This is a genomic window from Paraburkholderia sp. RCC_158, assembly GCF_041355255.1.
Taxonomy (GTDB): domain Bacteria; phylum Pseudomonadota; class Gammaproteobacteria; order Burkholderiales; family Burkholderiaceae; genus Paraburkholderia; species Paraburkholderia graminis.
This window is the reverse complement of record NZ_JBFUPM010000035.1, coordinates 20,284-40,739: the sequence shown is the minus strand read 5'-3', so window position 1 is coordinate 40,739 and position 20,456 is coordinate 20,284. Positions and strand designations below refer to the sequence as shown.

The following is a 20,456-nucleotide window of genomic DNA, read 5'->3' as shown; positions in this document are numbered from 1 at the left end:
ACAGCGCCCACTCAACCACCCGGCACTGCTTCGTTCTGCGTCGCTGCATCAGCAGCAGAGAAGCGAGATTATGAAGAACTTCCGCCGCGCCGTCAACAGGTTTTTGCTACTGCCTGAACCTGCCGCCACCGCTGGAAGCCTTGCCGCTATTGGCTCTCCCGCTTCCCGTGCCCCGGCGTCCGGAGCACGAAAGAGCGAGATTCTAGCGAGCCGGCTGGCGCCTTGCAAGCGTTATTTTGACAAGCCTATTAACGGTGCTTGAAAACCGGTTTGCGCTTTTCCACAAACGCCGCCATGCCCTCTTTCTGATCCTCCGTTGCGAACAGCGAATGAAAGAGACGGCGCTCGAAATGCACGCCCTCCGCGAGCGTCGTTTCGTACGCCCGGTTGACGGACTCCTTCACCATCATGACTGCCGGCAACGGGAACTCAGCTATCGTCGCGGCGGCGGCAATCGCCTCGTCTATCAGGGAGCCCGCCGGAATCACACGCGACACCAACCCGGCCCGCTCCGCTTCCGCTGCATCCATGAAGCGGGCGGTAAGGCACAAGTCCATCGCTTTGGCCTTCGACACAGCGCGCGGGAGGCGCTGTGTGCCGCCAGCGCCCGGCATGATGCCGAGCTTGATTTCCGGTTGGCCGAACTTCGCCGTGTCCGCAGCGAAGATCATGTCGCACATCATCGCCAGTTCGCAGCCGCCGCCGAGCGCGAAGCCCGCCACCGCCGCGATGATCGGCTTGCGAATGGAACGCACCGTCTCCCAGTTACGCGTGATGTAGTCGCCCTTGTAGACGTCCATATAGGAATAGGTCGCCATCATGCCGATGTCGGCACCGGCCGCAAACGCTTTTTCGCTACCCGTCACCACGATTGCGCCGATGCCGTCGTCGGCGTCGAACTCGCGCAGCGCCGCGCCTAGCTCGTCCATCAAGGCATCGTTCAGCGCGTTCAGCGCCTTCGGACGATTCAAAGTGACCAGTCCGACCCGTCCCCGCGTTTCAACCAGAATGTTCTCGTAAACCATGCCGCCTCCTTGTGATTGACCGAGCGCGAAAAACGCTTCGCGCGCCCATCCTAATAATGCTAACATTCACCAACCAACCGGTCGGTCAATTATTAGACGGGCTTCCCCCAACGTACAGCCAAGCCTCTGCCATGACACATCCGTTATTCACCAAGCACGAAGACACGCTGCAAAAGGCGCTCGCCGCGGCCGAGACGCGCGGTTACTGGAGCCCGTTCGTCGAAATGCCCAGTCCGAAAGTGTACGGGGAAACCGCCAACGCGGACGGCGAAGCCGCCTTCAAAGCGCATCTGGACGCCGCCTTCGAACTCGACCAGCCCTCTACTGGAGAAACCGTTGGCGCGGAAGTGTCGCCATTTGGCTTCCCGCTCGCTATCCGTTATCCCAAATCCGATCCCGACGCACTGATCGCCGCCGCCGCGATCGCACAACCGGGCTGGCGCGCCGCGGGTCGCGAGGCCTGGGTTGGCGTATCGCTCGAAGTCCTGGCACGGCTTAATCGCGCGAGCTTCGAGATCGGTTACAGCGTAATGCACACGACCGGCCAGGCCTTCATGATGGCCTTCCAGGCAGGCGGGCCGCACGCGCAAGACCGGGCACTGGAAGCCGTCGTGTATGCGTGGGACCAGTTGCGCCGCATTCCCGCCGACGCTCACTGGGAAAAGCCGCAAGGCAAGAACCCGCCGCTCGCCATGCACAAGCGCTACACCATCGTGCCCCGCGGCACCGGCCTGGTACTCGGCTGCTGCACGTTTCCGACATGGAACGGCTATCCGGGCCTTTTCGCCGACCTCGCGACGGGCAACGCCGTGATCGTCAAGCCGCATCCGGGCGCGATCCTGCCGCTCGCCATAACCGTGCGAATTGCGCGCGACGTTCTACGCGAGGCCGGCTTCGACCCGAACGTCGTCACGCTGCTCGCCACTGAGCCGAACGACGGCGCGATTGTCCAAAGCCTCGCCGTGCGCCCTGAGATCAAGCTGATCGACTTCACAGGCAGCACGCAAAACGGCACCTGGCTCGAGCGCAACGCGCATCAGGCGCAGGTCTACACCGAAAAAGCCGGCGTGAACCAGATCGTGATCGATTCGGTTGACGACATGAAAGCCGCCGCCCGCAACATCGCGTTCTCGCTCGCGCTTTACTCGGGCCAGATGTGCACAGCGCCACAAAACATCTACGTGCCGCGCGGCGGCATCCGTACTGCAGAAGGTGCGCTCACGTTTGACGAAGTCGCCCAGGCAATCGCCGGCGCCGTGCAAAAACTCGTCGCGGACCCCGCTCGCGCAGTCGAACTCCTCGGCGCCATTCAAAACGAAGGCGTCACCCAACGCATCGACGAAGCGACGAAACTCGGCCGTGTTCTGGTCGAAAGCCAGGCGCTCGAGCATCCGGCCTTTCCGGTTGCCCGCGTGCGCACGCCGCTGGTCGTCCAACTCGACGCCGCAACCGACCGCGCGCAGTTCACGAGGGAATGGTTCGGTCCGATCTCGTTCGTGATCGCTACCGACTCGACTGCGCAGTCTCTTGAACTTGCTGGCGCCATCGCCGCCGAGCACGGTGCACTAACGCTGTCCGTCTACAGCACCGACGACGCCGTGCTCGACGACGCGCACGAGGCGTCGCTCCGCGGCGGCGTCGCTTTGTCGATCAACCTGACGGGCGGTGTGTTCGTGAATCAGTCGGCAGCGTTCTCCGACTTCCACGGCACGGGCGCTAACCCCGCAGCCAACGCGGCGCTCACCGACGCGGCCTTCGTCGCCAATCGCTTCCGCGTAGTCCAAAGCCGCGTTCATGTTGAACCGAAAGCGGCCCCAGCGGTAGCTGGCTGAAAGTCATAAGACGAAAGCACGTCGATTGTCCTATGCCTTTTGGCCGAATGGACCGCGCCGTGCGCGCCAACTAACATGACATCGGATCGGCATTGAACGCCGGTCCGCCTCAGCAGGAACGGATATGAACGACGCCTTTATCTGCGACGCGATTCGCACCCCCATCGGCCGTTACGGCGGCGCCCTGAAAGACGTGCGGGCCGACGACCTCGGCGCCGTGCCGATCAAGGCTTTAATCGAGCGTAATGCCGGCGTGGACTGGCGCGCCGTGGACGACGTGATCTACGGCTGCGCGAACCAGGCCGGCGAAGACAATCGCAACGTAGCGCGCATGTCGGCATTGCTCGCGGGACTGCCTACCGACGTCCCCGGTTCCACGATCAACCGTCTGTGCGGCTCGGGCATGGACGCCGTCGGAACAGCAGCGCGCGCCATCAAGGCAGGCGAAGCCCGGCTGATGATCGCTGGCGGCGTCGAAAGCATGACTCGCGCGCCGTTCGTGATGGGCAAGGCGGCGAGCGCGTTTGCTCGGCAAGCGGATATCTACGACACGACGATTGGCTGGCGCTTCGTCAATCCGCTAATGAAGCGACAGTACGGCGTCGATTCGATGCCGGAAACCGCGGAGAACGTGGCCGTCGAGTTCGGAATCAGCCGCGCCGATCAGGACGCGTTCGCGTTGGCGAGCCAGCAGAAGGCCGCGCGCGCGCAGCAGGACGGCACGCTGGCGCAGGAAATTGTCTGTGTGGAAATCGCGCAGAAAAAAGGCGATCCGATTCGCGTGACGCTTGACGAGCATCCGCGCGAGACGTCGCTCGAAAGCCTGGCGAGGCTCAAGGGTGTCGTTCGTCCGGACGGCAGTGTGACTGCCGGCAATGCATCGGGCGTGAACGACGGCGCCTGCGCCCTACTGCTCGCGAACCAGCAGGCGGCCGACCAGTACGGTCTGCGTCGCCGCGCGCGCGTGGTGGGCATGGCGACGGCGGGCGTCGAGCCGCGCATCATGGGTATCGGTCCCGCGCCCGCTACGCAAAAGCTGCTCAGGCAACTCGGCATGAAGCTCGAGCAGTTCGACGTGATCGAGCTGAACGAGGCGTTCGCGTCGCAAGGACTCGCGGTTTTGCGCACGCTCGGCCTGCGCGACGACGATCCGCGCGTCAATCCCAACGGCGGAGCGATCGCACTCGGACATCCGCTCGGCGCATCCGGTGCGCGCCTTATCACGACTGCGCTGTACCAACTGGAACGCTGCAACGGGCGCTTCGCGCTTTGCACGATGTGCATCGGCGTGGGCCAAGGCATCGCACTCGTCATCGAAAGGCTGTGAAATAAGCACTGCAGTTCCGCGAACGAGACTTTGAGGAGACACCCAATGTCGTATGAAGCGATCCGCCTCGACATCGACACATCGAGCCGCGTAGCCACCATTACGCTGAACCGTCCCGACAAGCTGAACAGCTTCACCCGCGCGATGCATGAGGAACTGGCGGCGGCGCTCGGCGAAGTAGAAAAGTCCGGCGCGCGCGCGCTTATTCTGACCGGCTCGGGCCGCGGCTTCTGTGCCGGACAGGACCTCGCCGATCTGGATTTCACGCCCGGCGCCATGACGGATCTCGGCGACCTGATCGACGCGCATTTCAATCCGCTGATTCGCCGCCTGCAAGCATTGCCGTTGCCGGTGATTGCGGCTGTCAACGGCACGGCTGCGGGCGCCGGCGCGAATCTCGCGCTCGCGTGCGACATCGTGCTCGCGGCGCGTTCCGCCAGCTTTATTCAGGCTTTCGTGAAGATCGGCCTCGTGCCGGATTCGGGCGGCACGTGGTTCTTGCCGCAGCGCGTCGGCATGGCGCGCGCGTTGGGACTTGCCATCACCGGCGACAAACTCAGCGCGGAGAAAGCCGAAAGCTGGGGCCTCATCTGGCAAGCGGTCGACGATCAGGAACTCGCGGCAGCCGCGGCCACCCTGGCGGCACAACTCGCGCAGCAACCCACGCGCGCGATCGCCGGGATCAAGCGCGCCATGCGTGCCGGCGCCACACAAACGCTCGATCAGCAACTCGACCTTGAACGCGACCTGCAACGCGAGCTGGGTGCGTCACACGACTATGCGGAAGGCGTTCGCGCCTTCGTCGAAAAGCGCGCGCCGCGCTTCGAGGGCCGCTGATATGTCGACGCAACCTCTCTACCCCGCGGAAATGACGCCCGACGAACTCGCCCGCGCAACCGCCGCCGCAATGTATGAAAACGATGCGTGCAGCCGCGCGCTCGGCCTCGAGATCGTGGAAGTGCGCGCCGGGTATGCGCGTCTGCGAATGGCTGTGCGCGAAGACTTTCTGAACGGCCATCAGATTTGTCACGGCGGCCTGATATTCACGCTCGCTGATTCGAGCTTTGCGTTTGCGTGTAACTCGCGCAACGTCAATACGGTGGCATCCGGCTGCTCGATCGAGTTCCTGCGTCCTGTGCATGGCGGCGATGTGCTCACCGCAGAAGCGGTCGAACAGACATTGAACGGCCGCACCGGCATCTACGATATTCGCGTGACCAATCGCGCCGGCGATACGGTGGCAATGTTTCGCGGCAAATCGGCGCAAATCAAGGGCAGCGTGATTCCGCAGGCACCATCGCACATGGGACCGGAGTAACGCGAAGCGCTACAGCATCCGCAGCGCAGAGCGAAAAGACCAGCCAAAACAAAAGGCACACGGCAAGCGCTCCACACGAGAGTCGCCAGTCCGTGACAGTCGTGAGCGGTGAGACCGGCCAGCAATTCACCGCAATGGCGGCCGTCCGCAGTTTCAGCGCCGTCGTCCGAAGTTTTACGCGCGAGCGCAATCTATAACAGACCCAGCATTGAGGCAGTAAGGAGACATTCGATGAGCCCCGCCCTTCCGCTCGATCCTATCGAGACCGCCAGCCGCGACGAACTTGCGGCGCTCCAGCTTGAACGGCTCAAGTGGTCGCTGAACCACGCTTACGAAAACTCGCCGGTCTATCGTCGCAAGTTCGACGAAGCGGGCATTCATCCGAACGACCTGACGACGCTTGCAGACCTTGCACGCTTCCCGTTCACGACCAAGAAGGACTTGCGCGACAACTACCCGTTCGGGATGTTCGCCGTGCCGCAGGAACGAATCTCGCGGATTCACGCTTCGTCGGGTACGACGGGCAAGCCGACTGTGGTGGGCTACACCGCTCGCGATATCGACACGTGGGCGAATCTCGTCGCGCGCTCGATCCGCGCGGCCGGCGCCAAGCCTGGCGACAAGGTGCATGTGAGCTATGGTTACGGCCTCTTCACTGGCGGTCTCGGCGCGCACTACGGCGCGGAGCGTGCGGGCCTCACCGTTATTCCGTTCGGCGGCGGCCAGACAGAAAAGCAGGTGCAATTGATCCAGGACTTCCGGCCCGACATCATCATGGTGACGCCGAGCTACATGCTGTCGATCGCCGACGAGTTGGAGCGCCAGGGCATCGACCCGGCCGGTTGCTCGCTGCGCATCGGCATCTTCGGCGCGGAGCCGTGGACCAACGACATGCGTCAGGCGATCGAAAAGCGCATGGGCATCGACGCGGTCGACATTTACGGTCTGTCGGAAGTGATGGGACCAGGCGTGGCGTCGGAATGCGTTGAAACGAAAGACGGTCCGACGATCTGGGAAGACCATTTCTACCCCGAGATCATCGACCCCGAAACGGGCGAAGTTCTTCCGGACGGAGAACTCGGCGAACTGGTCTTCACGTCGCTCACCAAGGAAGCGTTGCCGATCATTCGTTACCGCACGCGCGACCTCACGCGCCTGCTGCCAGGCAGCGCCCGCACGATGCGCCGCATGGAAAAAATCACCGGCCGCTCGGACGACATGATGATCGTGCGCGGCGTTAACGTGTTCCCGACGCAGATTGAGGAACTGCTGCTCAAGCAGCACACTCTCGCGCCTCACTATCAGATCGTGCTGACCAGGGAAGGTCCGCTCGACGTGTTGACGCTAAACGTCGAACCGTGTCCCGAAACCGCGCCCGACACTGCCGCGCTCAATCTCGCGAAGCAGGCGCTGGCCTATGACATCAAGGCGCTGATCGGCGTCAGCGCGGTGGTGAATGTGCTGGCGGTGAATGGAATCGAACGTTCGGTGGGCAAGGCGAGGCGCGTAGTCGACAAGCGCAAGTCGGGGTTGTAAGGCCGGAAGAAGTTGCAGGCGCCCTGCAAATGGGCGCGCGAAAATTTGGCGCTAACGCCGCTAACGCCGCTGGTGGCCTTAGTCGCTCCAGTGGCTCTCATGCCACTAATACCGCGCCGCCCAAGACGAACAGCCCCACAAACGCCGGCAGCGGTTTCAGCACCGGCGCTTGTGCGTGCGTCTGCGGTAGACCGGCCACAAGCGACACGCCACACCCAATGCCCCGCAGCGACACTCACGGCCGCCAGAAGCCCCAGACGCGCCCGCGACCACCCTCAAGAATTCGGCAACAGCACCCACATCCGACCGCCCTGCTTCATCTTGCCAGCGAGATCGCCCGCGTCATCGCCGAGACCCCAGAAGTAGTCGGCGCGCACACCGCCCTTGATCGCCGAGCCCGTGTCCTGCGCAAACACCAGACGGTTCATCGGCGAATTCGTCAGCGGCCTCGTGGTCTGCAAAAACACCGGCGTGCCGAGCGGAATCGAGGTGGGATCGACGGCGATCGAGCGCTCCGGCGTCAACGGCACGCCGAGCGCGCCGATCGGACCATCGGCGGTGCCCTTTGCCATGCTTTCCACCGACGGCATTTCGCGGAAAAACACGAAGCGCGGATTGGTGTCGAGCAGTGCATCCACACGATTCGGGTTCGCGCGCGCCCAGGCCTTGATGCCTTGCATGGTGGCTTGCGCAGGCGTGAGCTCGCCGCGATCCAGCAGCCACCGCCCAATGGATTTGTACGGCTGGTTGTTCGTGCCGCCGAAGCCGACGCGCATCACGCTGCCGTCTTCCATCACGATCCGGCCGGAGCCTTGCACTTGCAGGAAAAATGCTTCGATGGGGTCGTCGACCCAGACAAGCTCGTTGCCGTTCAGCACACCCGTCCGTTCGAGTTGCGCGCGCGGCGGCAACGCGACGCCAGGGCGATAACTCGACGGCCAACGATACAGCGCCGTCTGATAAACACCATGCCGCGTGCGCGAGCCGCGCAATAACGGCTCGTAGTAGCCGGTGACGAGACCGTCGAGCGTGCCGTCGTTGTTCGCGAGCTGGAAGGGCGTGAAATAGGCTTCAAAAAAAGCCCGGGCGCCGGTCACGTCGAGATCGTCAAGCTGCGCCGCTGCCGCACAGGCGCGTGCCCAGTTCGCCTGACGCGCGAGCCTCAGACAATTTTGCCGCAACGCGGCCGTCGCGCCGATCAGCGAATCGTCCTGCCAGCCCGGAACCTGCTGCCACGCTACCGCCGTAAGCCGCGTCGCGGCGATCTGGCCGGGGATGATCGCGGCCCCCGTGGGTGGCGAAGCGACTGGCCGCACCGCGCCGCCGCCACCGCAGGCGGCGAGTATGGCCGCCATCGAAAGCGCGCCGAGCCAGGCTCCGGCCGCGCCGACAAAACGCATACAATGTTCGTTCTTGATGGAAACCGCCATGTCTGATCTATTCGACGAATACCCAATGCTTGTCTTCGCGCTGGAATCGCTTCTCGCGCTGTTCCTGCTCGTGTTCATCGTCGTGTGGACGTCGTCCGGTAAAAAGAAAGCAGCGCGCGCCGACAGCCGGGAAACGAAGACGCCACAAAAACCGCACTGACGCGGCGCCGATTCACGCATTGCACCGCGCGCATCGATCGTTATCGAACCGCTTATCGCACCTGCTATATCGAACCGTTAAAGACCGCGCCAGACGCCCACGGTTCAATGCAACGTACGCGGCATGCGCAGAATGAACTCCGGCACGGGCGCGTCGAAACGCTCGCCGTCCTCGGCCACGCAGAAGTACTCGCCCCGCATCGTGCCGACCGGTGTGGCGATAACCGCCCAACTCGTATATTCGAACTGCTCGCCGGGTTTGAGCAGCGGCTGGTGTCCCACCACGCCGAGACCCTTCACTTCCTGCACGGTCTTTTCGCTGTCCGTGATCACCCAATGCCGCGCGATCAATTGCGCGGGCACCTGACCGGTGTTGCGGATGGTCAGCGTATAAGCGAACGCGTACTGGCGGCGCTCCGGGTCCGATTCTTCGGGCAGGAACTGCACCTGCGCCGACACGCTGAATTCATACTGGCTCATCCTGATTCCAATCTGCTGAAACGGGGGCGACAAGATCGCTGGAAGGCCCGAGCGCCAACGGCTTCACGGCCCATTGGCGACGCAGCGCCATGGTTTGGCATTCTGCGTCATGCGCGAGGCGCCCGCAACCGGACATATCTTCTGGACAAGCACGCTTAGGGCGCGAAGGGCGCAGGCACCGCACCCGTTTCGCGACTGGACGCCGAAAAAGCCCGACGACTGCCTGTTCCAAGGACCATGACGCGCACCGGCACACCAGAGCACCGGCGCAACGCCACGCCGCCGCCCAGCCGCTGGCCACGCGCACAAAACGGTAAAATGGCGCTTTCCCGCTTGCATCCGCCCGCCGCCATGACGCAATTCCGCATCGCTCCCAGCATTCTCTCCGCCGACTTCGCCCGCCTCGGCGAAGAAGTCCGCAATGTCGTCGCCGCCGGCGCCGACTGGATCCATTTCGACGTAATGGACAACCACTACGTGCCGAACCTGACCATCGGTCCGCTCGTGTGCGAAGCCATTCGTCCGCATGTCGGCGTGCCCATCGACGTGCATCTGATGGTGCGTCCGGTCGACCGCATCGTGCCGGACTTCGCGAAGGCGGGCGCGAATCTGATCAGCTTTCACCCGGAAGGCTCGGACCACATCGACCGCACGCTGTCGCTGATCCGCGATCACGGCTGCAAGGCCGGCCTCGTGTTCAACCCGGCCACCTCGCTGAATTATCTCGATCACGTGATGGACAAGCTCGATCTCGTGCTGATCATGTCGGTGAACCCGGGCTTCGGCGGCCAGTCGTTCATTCCCGAAGCGCTGAACAAGCTGCGCGAGGCGCGCAAGCGCATCGACGCGTACAAGGAGCGCACCGGCCGCGAGATTCATCTGGAAGTGGACGGCGGCGTGAAGGTCGACAACATCGCGGAAATCGCCGCGGCCGGCGCCGATACATTCGTCGCGGGCTCGGCGATCTTCGGCCAGCCGGACCACAAGGTCGTGATCGACAAGATGCGCGCCGCGCTCGCCAACATCCAGCACTGAAACCGCGCCCGATGACCGCCACGTTCCCCGCCCCGACCTTCACCGGCTCCCGCCTGCAAGCCGCGATCATCGACCTCGACGGCACGATGATCGACACCGCCGACGACTTCACCGCGGGCCTGAACGGCATGCTCGCGCAACTCGACGCGGAGGAGACCTCGCGCGAGGAAGTGGTCGGCTATGTCGGCAAGGGCTCCGAGCATCTGATCCGCAGCGTGCTCGCGCCGCGCTTCGAAGCGGAGCACGCGCAAGACCGTTTCGACGAAGCGCTCGCCATCTATCAGGCGGAGTACGCAAAAATCAACGGCTTGCACACGCGTCTTTATCCCGACGTCGAAGCCGGCCTCGCGGCCCTGCGCGACGCGGGCCTCAAGCTCGCCTGCGTCACCAACAAGCCGCATCGCTTCGCGGTCGAACTGCTGCAGCAATACGGGCTCGCGCAATATTTCAGCGTCGTGCTAGGCGGCGACAGCCTGCCGAAAAAGAAGCCGGACCCCCTGCCGATGCTCACGGCCGCCGCGCAGTTGGGCGTCGAACCGCGCGCCACGGTGGCCATCGGCGATTCGGAAAACGACGCGCTGGCGGGCCGCGCGGCGGGCATGTCGACGCTCACGGTGCCCTACGGCTACAACCACGGCCAAGCTATACAAACAATAAAATCCGATGGTATAGTTGCCTCGCTGCTGGACGCCGCCAAGGCGATCGCAGCGCACCATTCCACGACTTGAAAAGTCCTTCATCCTCATGTTTCTGAATAAAAAACGGAGTCTGATTAGCATCGACCGGGGAGCCTGGCCCTGGCGTCGCTGGTCGCGCTAACCTCGCCTGAGGTACGCTGAAGCTCGTCTTCGGCAACCGTTTTTTACTTCGCTGCGCTCACGCGTTTTTCCATCGTCTCGTTTCGCTGCATCGCCTGATTCGGCCCGCGTGTACTTGCAAGTACAACTGCGCGCCGGAACTCCGTGCTTGCGTCGATGGGAAAATCGCGCCGGTCGGTTCATCATCGTCAATGTCGAATGAACGGCTGACCGGCTGCGCATGCCCCGCTTTGTCCGACGCACGCTGCCGCCGGACCTACGAACAGGATCGGAACATGACCGAACTCGAATTTCAGTCCCTCGCCAACGAGGGCTTCAACCGCATTCCGCTGATCGCCGAGGCGCTCGCCGATCTCGAAACGCCGCTCTCGCTGTATCTGAAACTGGCGCAGACCGAGCGCAACGGCGCTAACTCGTTCCTGCTGGAATCCGTGGTGGGCGGCGAGCGCTTCGGACGCTATTCGTTCATCGGCCTGCCGGCGCGCACGTTGTTGCGCACTCGCAATGGCGTGTCGGAAGTCGTGCGCGACGGCAAGGTCGTCGAAACGCACGAAGGCGATCCGCTCGAGTTCATCCAGCAATTCCAGGGCCGTTTCAAGGTCGCGCAGCGTCCGGGTTTGCCGCGTTTTGCCGGTGGACTCGCCGGTTATTTCGGCTACGACGCGGTGCGTTACATCGAGAAAAAGCTCGCGCACACCGCACCGAAAGACGATCTGAATCTGCCGGACATTCAGTTGCTTCTGACAGAAGAAGTCGCTGTGATCGACAACCTCGCGGGCAAGCTGTACCTCGTAATCTATGCCGATCCGACGCAACCCGAGGCATACACGAAAGCAAAGCAACGGCTGCGCGAATTGCGCCAGCGCTTGCGCTCGACGGTCGAGCCGCCGGTCACGTCGGCGAGCGTGCGCACCGAGACGTATCGCGAGTTCGCTAAAGACGACTACCTCGCAGCCGTACGCAAGGCGAAGGAATACATTGCCGCAGGCGAACTGATGCAGGTGCAGGTCGGCCAGCGTCTGACGAAGCCGTATCGCGACAATCCGCTGTCGCTGTATCGCGCGCTGCGGTCGCTGAATCCGTCGCCGTACATGTACTACTACAACTTCGGCGAGTTTCATGTGGTCGGTGCATCGCCGGAAATTCTGGTGCGCCAGGAAAAGCGCGGCGAAGATCGTATCGTGACGATTCGGCCGCTCGCCGGCACGCGTCCGCGCGGCAACACGCCCGAACGCGACGCCGAACTCGCCACCGAACTGCTGAACGATCCGAAGGAAATTGCCGAACACGTGATGCTGATCGACCTCGCGCGCAACGACGTGGGCCGCATCGCGCAGATCGGCTCGGTGATCGTGACCGACAAGATGGTGATCGAAAAGTACTCGCATGTGCAGCACATCGTGAGTTCGGTGGAAGGCAAGCTCAAGCCCGGCACGACCAATTTCGACGTGCTGCGCGCGACGTTCCCGGCCGGCACGCTGTCGGGCGCGCCGAAAGTCCGCGCGATGGAACTGATCGACGAACTCGAACCCGTGAAGCGCGGCCTGTACGGCGGCGCCGTGGGCTACCTGTCGTTCACCGGCGAAATGGATCTCGCCATCACGATCCGCACCGGCGTGATCGCGAACGGCAATCTATATGTGCAGGCGGCAGCGGGTGTCGTCGCGGATTCGGTGCCCGAATCCGAATGGCAAGAGACCGAGAACAAGGCGCGCGCCGTGTTGCGCGCGGCCGAACAGGTTCAAGACGGCCTCGATAGCGACTTCTGACCGGAGACACACCATGCTGCTCATGATCGACAACTACGATTCGTTCACCTACAACCTGGTGCAGTACTTCGGCGAACTCGGCGAAGACGTTCGCACCTATCGGAACGACGAAATCACACTCGACGAAATCGCGAAGCTCAACCCCGAGCGCATCTGCCTGTCGCCCGGCCCGAGCAATCCGCAACACGCGGGCATCACGCTCGACGTGCTGCGCGAGTTCTCCGGCAAGACGCCGATTCTCGGCGTGTGCCTCGGCCATCAGGCAATCGGCGAAGCATTCGGCGGACGCGTGGTGCGCGCGCAAACCATCATGCACGGCAAGGTCAGCACGATCGAAACCGACTGCAAAGGCGTATTCGCCGACCTGCCGAAGCATTTCGTCGTGACGCGCTATCACTCGCTCGCGATCGAACGCGAGTCGCTGCCCGATTGCCTCGAAGTGTCCGCATGGACCGACGACGGCGAGATCATGGGCGTGCGTCACAAGGAGCTTGCCGTCGAAGGCGTGCAGTTCCATCCGGAATCGATCTTGTCGGAACACGGTCACGCATTGCTCGAAAACTTCGTGAAGCAGTCGAAAGCGAAGACGGCCCAACGCACCGCCTGATGAAGCGAGACAACATCATGACCATCACGCCGCAGGAAGCGCTGCAACGAACCATCGAGCACCGCGAGATTTTCCACGACGAAATGCTGCACCTGATGCGGCTCATCATGCGCGGCGAGCTGTCGCCTGTCATGTCCGCCGCGATCATCACCGGCTTGCGCGTCAAAAAAGAGACCATCGGCGAAATCACCGCAGCCGCCACGGTGATGCGTGAATTTGCCCGGCACGTCGAGGTGCAGGACAACTCGAACTTCGTCGATATCGTCGGCACCGGCGGCGACGGTTCGCACACCTTCAACATTTCCACGGCGACCATGTTCGTGTCGGCGGCGGCGGGCGCGAAAGTCGCGAAGCACGGCAATCGCGGCGTGTCGAGCAAATCGGGCAGCGCGGACGTGCTCGAAGCGCTCGGCGTGAATATCGACTTGCAGCCGGAACAAGTGGCCGCGTCGATTGCCGAAACCGGCATGGGCTTCATGTTCGCGCCGAATCATCACCCGGCGATGAAGAACATCGCGCCGGTGCGCCGCGAACTCGGCGTGCGGACCATCTTCAACATTCTCGGTCCGTTGACGAACCCGGCCAGCGCGCCGAATCAACTGATGGGCGTGTTCCATGCGGACCTCGTCGGCATTCAGGTTCGCGTGATGCAGCGCCTCGGCGCAAAGCACGTGCTCGTGGTGTACGGTATGGACGGCATGGACGAAGTCTCGCTCGGCGCAGCAACGCAAGTCGGCGAGTTGCGCGACGGCGAAGTGCACGAGTACGAGATTCATCCGGAAGACTTCGGCATGCAGATGGTGTCGAACCGCACGCTGAAAGTGGCGGATGCCGCTGAGTCGAAAGCGATGCTGCTCGAGGCGCTCGACAACAAGCCGGGCGTCGCGCGCGAGATCGTCACGCTGAACGCAGGCACGGCGCTGTATTCGGCGAACGTGGCGTCGTCGATTGCGGACGGCATTCAGCTTGCGCGCGAAGCCATTGCAAGCGGCAAGGCGCGTGCGAAGGTCGACGAACTGATTCGCTTCACGCAGCAATTCAAGCACTGAATTCAAGCACTGATCACGCAGCAACCAACGTAACGAGACACTTATGAGCGACATCCTCGACCGCATCATCGCGGTCAAACGCGAAGAAGTCCGCGCGGCCGAACAAAGCGCGCCGCTGGAAGAATTGCGCCTCGAAGCGTCGTCGCGCGATCTTCGCGATTTCGTCGGCGCATTGCGTGCGAAGCATGCGGCGGGTCTCGCCGCGGTGATCGCGGAAGTGAAGAAAGCGAGCCCGTCGAAAGGCGTGTTGCGCGAAGACTTCGTGCCCGCGCAGATTGCGCGTTCGTATGAGACGCATGGCGCGGCTTGCCTGTCCGTGTTGACCGACGTGCAGTTCTTCCAGGGCAGCGTCGCGTACCTCGAGCAGGCGCGCGCCGCCTGTCAGTTGCCGGTGCTGCGCAAGGATTTCATCGTCGATCCGTATCAGATCGTCGAGGCACGCGCGATGGGCGCCGACGCGATCCTGCTGATCGCCGCCGCGCTCGACACTTCGGAGATGCAGGATCTCGAAGCACTCGCGCAATCGCTCGGTCTTGCAGTGTTGGTCGAAGTACACGACGACAAAGAGTTGACGCAGGCGCTCACGCTGAAAACGCCGCTGATCGGCATCAACAATCGCAACTTGCGCACGTTCGAGACGTCGATCGAAACGACAATCGGCATGCTTGACGCGATTCCCGACGACCGCATCGTCGTCACCGAATCGGGCATTCTGTCGCGCGCCGATGTCGAGCGGCTACGCGCGGTGGACGTGAACACGTTCCTCGTCGGCGAGGCGTTCATGCGCGCCGCCGAACCGGGCGTGGAGCTTGCGCGCATGTTCTTTCCAGGCGCGGCGTGACGACAACGCGTCGCGTTTAACGGCATCTGGCGGAACATAGCGGAGCAGATCATGGGCATGGAACGCGAAATCAAGTTGCTGCTGCCGGTGGCGCAAGTCGAGGCGGCGTCGGCGTGGTTCGTCGCGCGCACCGGCGACGAAGGCCGCGCGATCAAGCTGTCGAATATTTATTTCGACACGCCGCAACTTGCGCTCGCAGCGTCGAAGAGCGCGCTGCGTTTGCGTCACACGCCCGACGGCTGGCTGCAAACCTTCAAGACGGTGGGCAACGCGAGCAATGGTTTGCATAGCCGTCACGAATGGGAAATGCCGGTCGCGGGCGAAGCGCTTGAAATCGATGCGCTGCTGCGTGAGTGCGACGAGCCGGCCGCTGCCGAAGCGTTGCGCGAAGCGGCGCCGCGGTTGATCGAACTGTTTCGCACGGATTTCACGCGCACGCTGTGGAATGTGAGCGTCGACGGTTCGCAAGTGGAAGCCGCGATCGATCAAGGCAACGTGCTCGCCGAAGTGAACAGCGAACTGCGCCGCGCGCCGATTTCGGAGATCGAGCTCGAACTGAAATCCGGCGACGAAGCCGCGCTGCATGCGCTTTCTGTCGAGCTCGGCAAGCAGGTCGCGGGGCTTGCGCCGGAAAATGTGAGCAAGGCGCAGCGCGGGTATCAGTTGCGGGCGGGGTGAGGGGTTGAATACGTCGCCGGCCAAGCGGGCCTTGACGTAGCCAACGCTGGCATCCGCCTCAACTTGAGTCACACCGCATTTGCTGCGACACTTCTGCGCCATGACTTCCTCATCACGTACCCGCTCGACGCCATCGCAGGCCTCGCTATTCGGCGACGCTGCCGCGCCCGCGAGCGACACATCCGGCGCAACCGAAACGCCATCGCCGTCGTCATCGCAGCAACACGCCCACGGCACGCTCACGCTCGAAGCACAATTCGCCGCGTTGCCGGCTGCCTGGCGTACGCACCTGAAGCCCTTCATCGAAAGCGATGCCTACGCGCCGCTTTGCCGTTTCGTCGACGGTGAGCGCGCCGCCGGTAAAACCGTCTATCCCACCGACGTCTTTCGCGCGTTGCGTCTCACGAGTCCCGACGATGTGAAGGTCGTCATCCTCGGCCAGGACCCGTATCACGGCGAAGATCGCGGCACGCCGCAAGCGCATGGGCTCGCGTTTTCAGTGGCGCCGAATGTGCGCACGCCGCCGTCGCTGCGCAACATCTTCAAGGAAATCGCGACGAGCCTCGGCCACGAGCCGCCGCGCCACGGTTGCCTCGACACCTGGGCGAAGCAAGGCGTGCTGCTGCTGAACACCGTGCTGACGGTGGAGCGTAATTCGGCGGCGAGCCACGCAAAACGCGGCTGGGAAAAATGCACCGATACGCTGATTCACGAACTGGCCATGCGCCACGAGCACCTCGTGTTCATGCTGTGGGGCGCGCACGCGCAAGCCAAGCGCGCGCTGCTCGGCGGCAAATCGCATTACGTGCTGGAGGCGCCGCATCCTTCGCCGTTGTCGGCGCATCGCGGTTTTCTCGGCTGCGGGCATTTCGCGAAGGCCAACGAGTATCTCGTGCAGCACGGCCGCACACCGATCGACTGGCGTTTGCCCGATCAGGCGCAGATGCTGGCGTAGGCGCGGCTTCGGGCTTCAGGCTTCAGGCTTCAGGCTTCGGCATTACCGTCGCTCTCACGCCCCACGCCGCCCGAAACAAAAACGCCACGCGGCTCACACCCCGTGGCGTTTCCAATTGCATCGAGAAACCAGGCGCCGCAGTCAAGCGGCGTCACCAGCCCCGACCAGTCGGCTCAAAGCCGACATCTCAACCTCAAGCAACAGCGATCGCTTCGCGCGCGGCGGCCAGCGCGGCGCTCGCTGCGTCCGGGCCCATGTTCAGGCCTTCGGCGTAGATGAAGTTCACGTCGGTCATGCCGAGGAAGCCGAGGAAGCTCTTCAGATACGGGGTCTGGCTGTCGTTCGGCGTGCCGACATACTTGCCGCCGCGAGCCGACACGACGTAGACCTTCTTGCCCGTCACCAGACCTTGCGGACCGTTCGCGGTATAGCTGAACGTGATGCCGGCGCGCGCGATGAAGTCGAAGTACGTCTTCAGTTGCGACGAGATGCCGAAGTTGTACATCGGCGCACCGATCACGACGATGTCGGCGGCTTGCAGTTCAGCGATCAGCGCTTCGCTGCGGGCGGCGATGGCGGCTTGCTCGGCGGTCCGCTGGTCGGCCGGCGTGAAGAACGCGCCGAGGACAGCGTCGTCCAGGTGCGGCAGCGGTTCGGCTTGCAGATTGCGGACGACGACTTGCGCGCCCGGATTCGACTGTTGCAGCTTTTCGGTCAGTTCGTTGACGAGCAACGTGGAATTCGCGCCTTGCGAGCGGGCTGCCGAGTTGATTTGCAGGATCGTGGTCATGGTGACTCCAGTAGTGGGCGCGCAGTTTTGCGCGAGTGGAGTCATTGTGTTTTTTTACCGACTGCGGAAAAAGCCATCCTGCGGCGACGGATTGTTGCACTGGTAGAACAATCCGCCGCTGAGCACGTCAATTAAACCCGGCGACAATTACAATCAGCTTGCGAGCCAGCGTTCGCGCGCCTTGCGGGCAGCGGGCCGCTTGTCGGTGGCGGCGAGCTTGTAGCGCGACACTTCCGGCCCGTCCAGCTTGAGTTGCGCGGTGCGCAGCTCGTCGCGGCGAAACGCGTGCACTTCGACCTTCGCGCCCGGCTGATAGCGCGCGAGCAGCGCGTCCAGATTCGTGCCCGTCACGCGCAGGCCGTCGAGCGCGATCAGCACGTCGCCGGCCGAGAGCCCGGCTTTCTGCGCGGCGCTGCCTTCGTGGACCGCGGCCAGCGTGCAATCGGCGCCGCCGCGCACGCGCGCGCCGAGCGACGGCTTGCCGTTCTTGTCAGGCTCCGGCGCGATCGTCACGCCGAACGGTTCGAGCAACGTCTCAAGCGGCAGATCGCGCGTGCCGTGCACGGCTTGTGCGAACAGTTCGCCCAGGTGCACACCGGTCGCCTCGGCGATGAGCGCCTCGACTTCGCCCTCCTCCACGCCAACCGGCTTGCCGCGATAGAAGTCGCGGCCAAAGCGCTGCCACAGCAGACGCATCACATCATCGAGCGACTTGCGATGACCGGTTTGCGCGCGAATCGCCAGGTCGAAGGAAAGCGCGACGAGCGAGCCCTTCGTGTAATAACTGACGATCGCGTTCGGCGCGTTCTCGTCCTGCCGATAGTATTTGACCCACGCGTCGAACGAGCTTTCGGCGACGGTCTGCTTCGTGCGCCCGCTGCCGCGCTGCACGCCGCCGATCACCTTGCCGAGCATGCCGAAGTAATCGTCGGCGGAAATCAGGCCGCTGCGCACGAGAATCAGGTCGTCGTAGTAAGAGGTGAAGCCTTCGAACAGCCACAGCAGCGACGTGTAGTTTTCGACGGAAAGGTCATACGGCGCGAACACCGCCGGCTTGATGCGCTTCACGTTCCACGTGTGGAAATATTCGTGGCTGCACAGGCCGAGGTAAGTCCGATAGCCTTCGGTGAGCGCATCGCGGCCCTGCACCGGCAGATCGCCGCGATTGCAGATGAGCGCCGTCGACGCGCGATGTTCGAGCCCGCCATAACCGTCGGTGACGGCTTGGGCCATGAACACGTAGCGATCCACCGGCGCTTTTTTCGACTTCGGCTCGAACAGCGCGATCTGCGCTTCGCAGATGCGCTTCAGGTCCGCGCAAAGCCGCGCCATGTCGAGCGCGATCACGCGCCCAGCGATCACGACGTCGTGCGGCACGCCGTGCGCGTTGAATGTCGCAAGCTCGAATTCGCCGAGCGTCACGGGATGGTCGATCAGCTCATCGTAATTCTGCGCGCGATATTCGCCGAAGCCATAGCGCTTGGTGCCGCGCGCTTCCGGCAGCGCGGTGGCGACGCGCCAGCCGCGATACGCCGCGCCCTGCGGCTTCTGAATGTCGACCACGCACTGCGCGTCCTCGTGACCGAGCGGCGCCAGGAACACGCTTGTGCCGTTGAAAAACCCCGTCGTGTCGTCCAGATGCGCGGCGCGCACCGACAGATCCCACGCATAGACCTCGTAGCGCAGCGTCAGCGCACCCTTCACCGGCGCGGCCTGCCACGTGTGCTTGTCGGTTTTCTCGACACGCACCTTGCGGCCCGCGTCGTTGAAAGCGCGCAGCGTGACGATGTTGCGCGCGAACTCGCGCACCATGTAGCTGCCGGGAATCCACACCGGCAGCATGAAACGCTGGCCGGCCGGATCGGGATCGGCGACGGTCACGGTGACTTCGAACAGATGGGCGGCGGGCTGCTTGGGAACGATGGTGTAGCGGATCGGCTTCATCGGCGGCGAGTGGATTTTTCTGTGTGATTGTTTGGGAGCTTGATGCGAAAGGAGGCGCCTCTCGCGCCTCCTTTGTCAGGTGTGAGCCGCGTGCTCAGTGCACCGCGGCCATTTCCTTGTCGAGCCGGTCGGCCGGCACGGCGCCGGGCAGGCGGCGGCCGTCGGCGAGGAACACGGTCGGCGTGCCTTCCACGTTCATCGCGTGGCCGAGCGCCAGGTTTTTGTCGATCGCGGCGGTGTCGCAGGTGCCGGCGGCGGTGGGCGCCTGATGGTTCTGCATCCACGATTCCCATGCCTTCGCGCGATCCGCCGAACACCAGATCGACTTCGACTTGGCGGTCGAATCCGGCGACAAAACCGGGTACAGGAAGGTGTAGACCGTCACGTTGTCGATCGACTTCAGCGTGGTTTCGAGCTGCTTGCAGTACGGGCAGTTCGGATCGGAGAACACGGCAATCTTGCGCGCGCCGTTGCCCTTCACCACTTTCACGGCGTTTGCAAACGGCAGGCTCGCGAAGTCGATGCGATTGGTCTCCGACAGACGCGCGTCCGTCAGATTCTTGCGCGTCTTCGTATCGACCATGTCGCCGAGCAGCACATAGTCGCCGTTGGCGTCGCTATAGACGATCTGGCTGCCGAGGTTCACTTCGTAAAGGCCGGCGATCGGCGACTTCGTCACGCTCTTGATCGTCACGTCGGCAAGACGCGTTTGCAGCGTGGCCTTGAGTTTGTCGGTGGTCTGGTCGGCCTGCGCGGAGCAGCCGATCGTGACGGCGGCGATCGCGAGCACGGCAGCCGCCATGCGGAAGGTTTTTTTCATGCTGAATTCCTGGTTCAATCGTGCGCATGGGGCACGAGTTGGC

General features: G+C 63.3%; 20 protein-coding genes. 14 read left to right on the top strand and 6 right to left on the bottom strand.

Features of this window, described 5'->3' with window-relative positions; genetic code table 11:
• Positions 1-248: 248 nt before the first annotated feature.
• On the bottom strand, positions 249-1,025 hold the full coding sequence (locus AB6809_RS34230; protein WP_107710967.1) for an enoyl-CoA hydratase: 777 nt from the start codon (positions 1,023-1,025) through the stop codon (positions 249-251).
• Positions 1,026-1,156: 131 nt separating this feature from the next.
• Here AB6809_RS34230 and paaN point away from each other — a divergent pair, with 131 nt between their 5' ends.
• The 5 genes from paaN to paaK all read left to right on the top strand — a co-directional run bounded on the left by paaN (position 1,157) and on the right by paaK (position 7,038).
• On the top strand, positions 1,157-2,857 hold the full coding sequence (gene paaN / locus AB6809_RS34225) for a phenylacetic acid degradation protein PaaN (RefSeq protein ID WP_371028303.1): 1,701 nt from the start codon (positions 1,157-1,159) through the stop codon (positions 2,855-2,857).
• A 124-nt stretch (positions 2,858-2,981) separates the two neighbouring features.
• A complete protein-coding gene (gene pcaF / locus AB6809_RS34220) occupies positions 2,982-4,184 on the top strand; it encodes a 3-oxoadipyl-CoA thiolase (protein ID WP_371028302.1) in 1,203 nt (400 codons plus the stop codon).
• A gap of 45 nt (positions 4,185-4,229) precedes the next feature.
• Positions 4,230-5,021, top strand: a complete 792-nt coding sequence (gene paaG / locus AB6809_RS34215; RefSeq protein WP_114156509.1) for a 2-(1,2-epoxy-1,2-dihydrophenyl)acetyl-CoA isomerase PaaG — start codon at positions 4,230-4,232, stop codon at positions 5,019-5,021.
• A 1-nt stretch (position 5,022) separates the two neighbouring features.
• Complete coding sequence (gene paaI / locus AB6809_RS34210; RefSeq protein WP_371028301.1) at positions 5,023-5,502, top strand: hydroxyphenylacetyl-CoA thioesterase PaaI; 480 nt, start codon at positions 5,023-5,025, stop codon at positions 5,500-5,502.
• A gap of 231 nt (positions 5,503-5,733) precedes the next feature.
• Positions 5,734-7,038: a phenylacetate--CoA ligase PaaK gene (gene paaK / locus AB6809_RS34205; RefSeq protein ID WP_006052788.1), complete on the top strand. Its 1,305-nt coding sequence runs from the start codon at positions 5,734-5,736 to the stop codon at positions 7,036-7,038.
• A gap of 275 nt (positions 7,039-7,313) precedes the next feature.
• Here paaK and AB6809_RS34200 read toward each other — a convergent pair whose 3' ends face one another.
• Complete coding sequence (locus AB6809_RS34200; RefSeq protein ID WP_107710965.1) at positions 7,314-8,438, bottom strand: murein transglycosylase A; 1,125 nt, start codon at positions 8,436-8,438, stop codon at positions 7,314-7,316.
• Between AB6809_RS34200 and AB6809_RS34195 the strand changes: the two genes are divergently transcribed.
• Positions 8,383-8,628 (top strand): hypothetical protein, encoded by a 246-nt coding sequence (locus AB6809_RS34195; RefSeq protein WP_165919889.1) that lies wholly within the window; start codon positions 8,383-8,385, stop codon positions 8,626-8,628. The two genes, AB6809_RS34200 and AB6809_RS34195, sit on opposite strands and share 56 nt — an antisense overlap.
• Before the next feature lie 104 nt (positions 8,629-8,732).
• On the opposite strand, the gene apaG is transcribed toward AB6809_RS34195, so the two are convergent.
• Positions 8,733-9,107, bottom strand: a complete 375-nt coding sequence (gene apaG / locus AB6809_RS34190; protein WP_006052785.1) for a Co2+/Mg2+ efflux protein ApaG — start codon at positions 9,105-9,107, stop codon at positions 8,733-8,735.
• A gap of 351 nt (positions 9,108-9,458) precedes the next feature.
• On the opposite strand from apaG, the gene rpe reads away from it, so the two are divergent.
• The 8 genes from rpe to AB6809_RS34150 all read left to right on the top strand — a co-directional run bounded on the left by rpe (position 9,459) and on the right by AB6809_RS34150 (position 16,859).
• On the top strand, positions 9,459-10,142 hold the full coding sequence (rpe, locus tag AB6809_RS34185; protein WP_053859094.1) for a ribulose-phosphate 3-epimerase: 684 nt from the start codon (positions 9,459-9,461) through the stop codon (positions 10,140-10,142).
• Positions 10,143-10,153: 11 nt separating this feature from the next.
• A complete protein-coding gene (locus AB6809_RS34180) occupies positions 10,154-10,870 on the top strand; it encodes a phosphoglycolate phosphatase (RefSeq protein ID WP_371028300.1) in 717 nt (238 codons plus the stop codon).
• A 365-nt stretch (positions 10,871-11,235) separates the two neighbouring features.
• Positions 11,236-12,729: an anthranilate synthase component I gene (trpE, locus tag AB6809_RS34175; protein ID WP_006052782.1), complete on the top strand. Its 1,494-nt coding sequence runs from the start codon at positions 11,236-11,238 to the stop codon at positions 12,727-12,729.
• A 13-nt stretch (positions 12,730-12,742) separates the two neighbouring features.
• Positions 12,743-13,336 carry an aminodeoxychorismate/anthranilate synthase component II gene (locus AB6809_RS34170; RefSeq protein WP_006052781.1) on the top strand — a complete coding sequence of 198 codons (594 nt, stop codon included), beginning with the start codon at positions 12,743-12,745 and terminating at the stop codon, positions 13,334-13,336.
• Positions 13,337-13,353: 17 nt separating this feature from the next.
• The gene (gene trpD, locus AB6809_RS34165) at positions 13,354-14,385 is read left to right on the top strand and encodes an anthranilate phosphoribosyltransferase (protein WP_044022011.1); all 1,032 of its coding nucleotides are present in this window, start codon (positions 13,354-13,356) and stop codon (positions 14,383-14,385) included.
• Between the two features lie 43 nt (positions 14,386-14,428).
• Complete coding sequence (gene trpC, locus AB6809_RS34160) at positions 14,429-15,226, top strand: indole-3-glycerol phosphate synthase TrpC (protein ID WP_107710963.1); 798 nt, start codon at positions 14,429-14,431, stop codon at positions 15,224-15,226.
• Positions 15,227-15,277: 51 nt separating this feature from the next.
• Positions 15,278-15,904 carry a CYTH domain-containing protein gene (locus AB6809_RS34155; protein ID WP_029971309.1) on the top strand — a complete coding sequence of 209 codons (627 nt, stop codon included), beginning with the start codon at positions 15,278-15,280 and terminating at the stop codon, positions 15,902-15,904.
• Positions 15,905-16,004: 100 nt separating this feature from the next.
• Positions 16,005-16,859 carry a uracil-DNA glycosylase gene (locus AB6809_RS34150; RefSeq protein ID WP_371028299.1) on the top strand — a complete coding sequence of 285 codons (855 nt, stop codon included), beginning with the start codon at positions 16,005-16,007 and terminating at the stop codon, positions 16,857-16,859.
• Between the two features lie 193 nt (positions 16,860-17,052).
• Here AB6809_RS34150 and AB6809_RS34145 read toward each other — a convergent pair whose 3' ends face one another.
• The 3 genes from AB6809_RS34145 to AB6809_RS34135 form a co-directional block, all read right to left on the bottom strand.
• Positions 17,053-17,649 carry an FMN-dependent NADH-azoreductase gene (locus AB6809_RS34145; RefSeq protein WP_006052776.1) on the bottom strand — a complete coding sequence of 199 codons (597 nt, stop codon included), beginning with the start codon at positions 17,647-17,649 and terminating at the stop codon, positions 17,053-17,055.
• A 153-nt stretch (positions 17,650-17,802) separates the two neighbouring features.
• Positions 17,803-19,593 carry a M61 family metallopeptidase gene (locus tag AB6809_RS34140; RefSeq protein ID WP_371028298.1) on the bottom strand — a complete coding sequence of 597 codons (1,791 nt, stop codon included), beginning with the start codon at positions 19,591-19,593 and terminating at the stop codon, positions 17,803-17,805.
• A 94-nt stretch (positions 19,594-19,687) separates the two neighbouring features.
• Positions 19,688-20,413 carry a DsbC family protein gene (locus tag AB6809_RS34135; protein WP_006052774.1) on the bottom strand — a complete coding sequence of 242 codons (726 nt, stop codon included), beginning with the start codon at positions 20,411-20,413 and terminating at the stop codon, positions 19,688-19,690.
• Between the last annotated feature and the right edge of the window lie 43 nt (positions 20,414-20,456).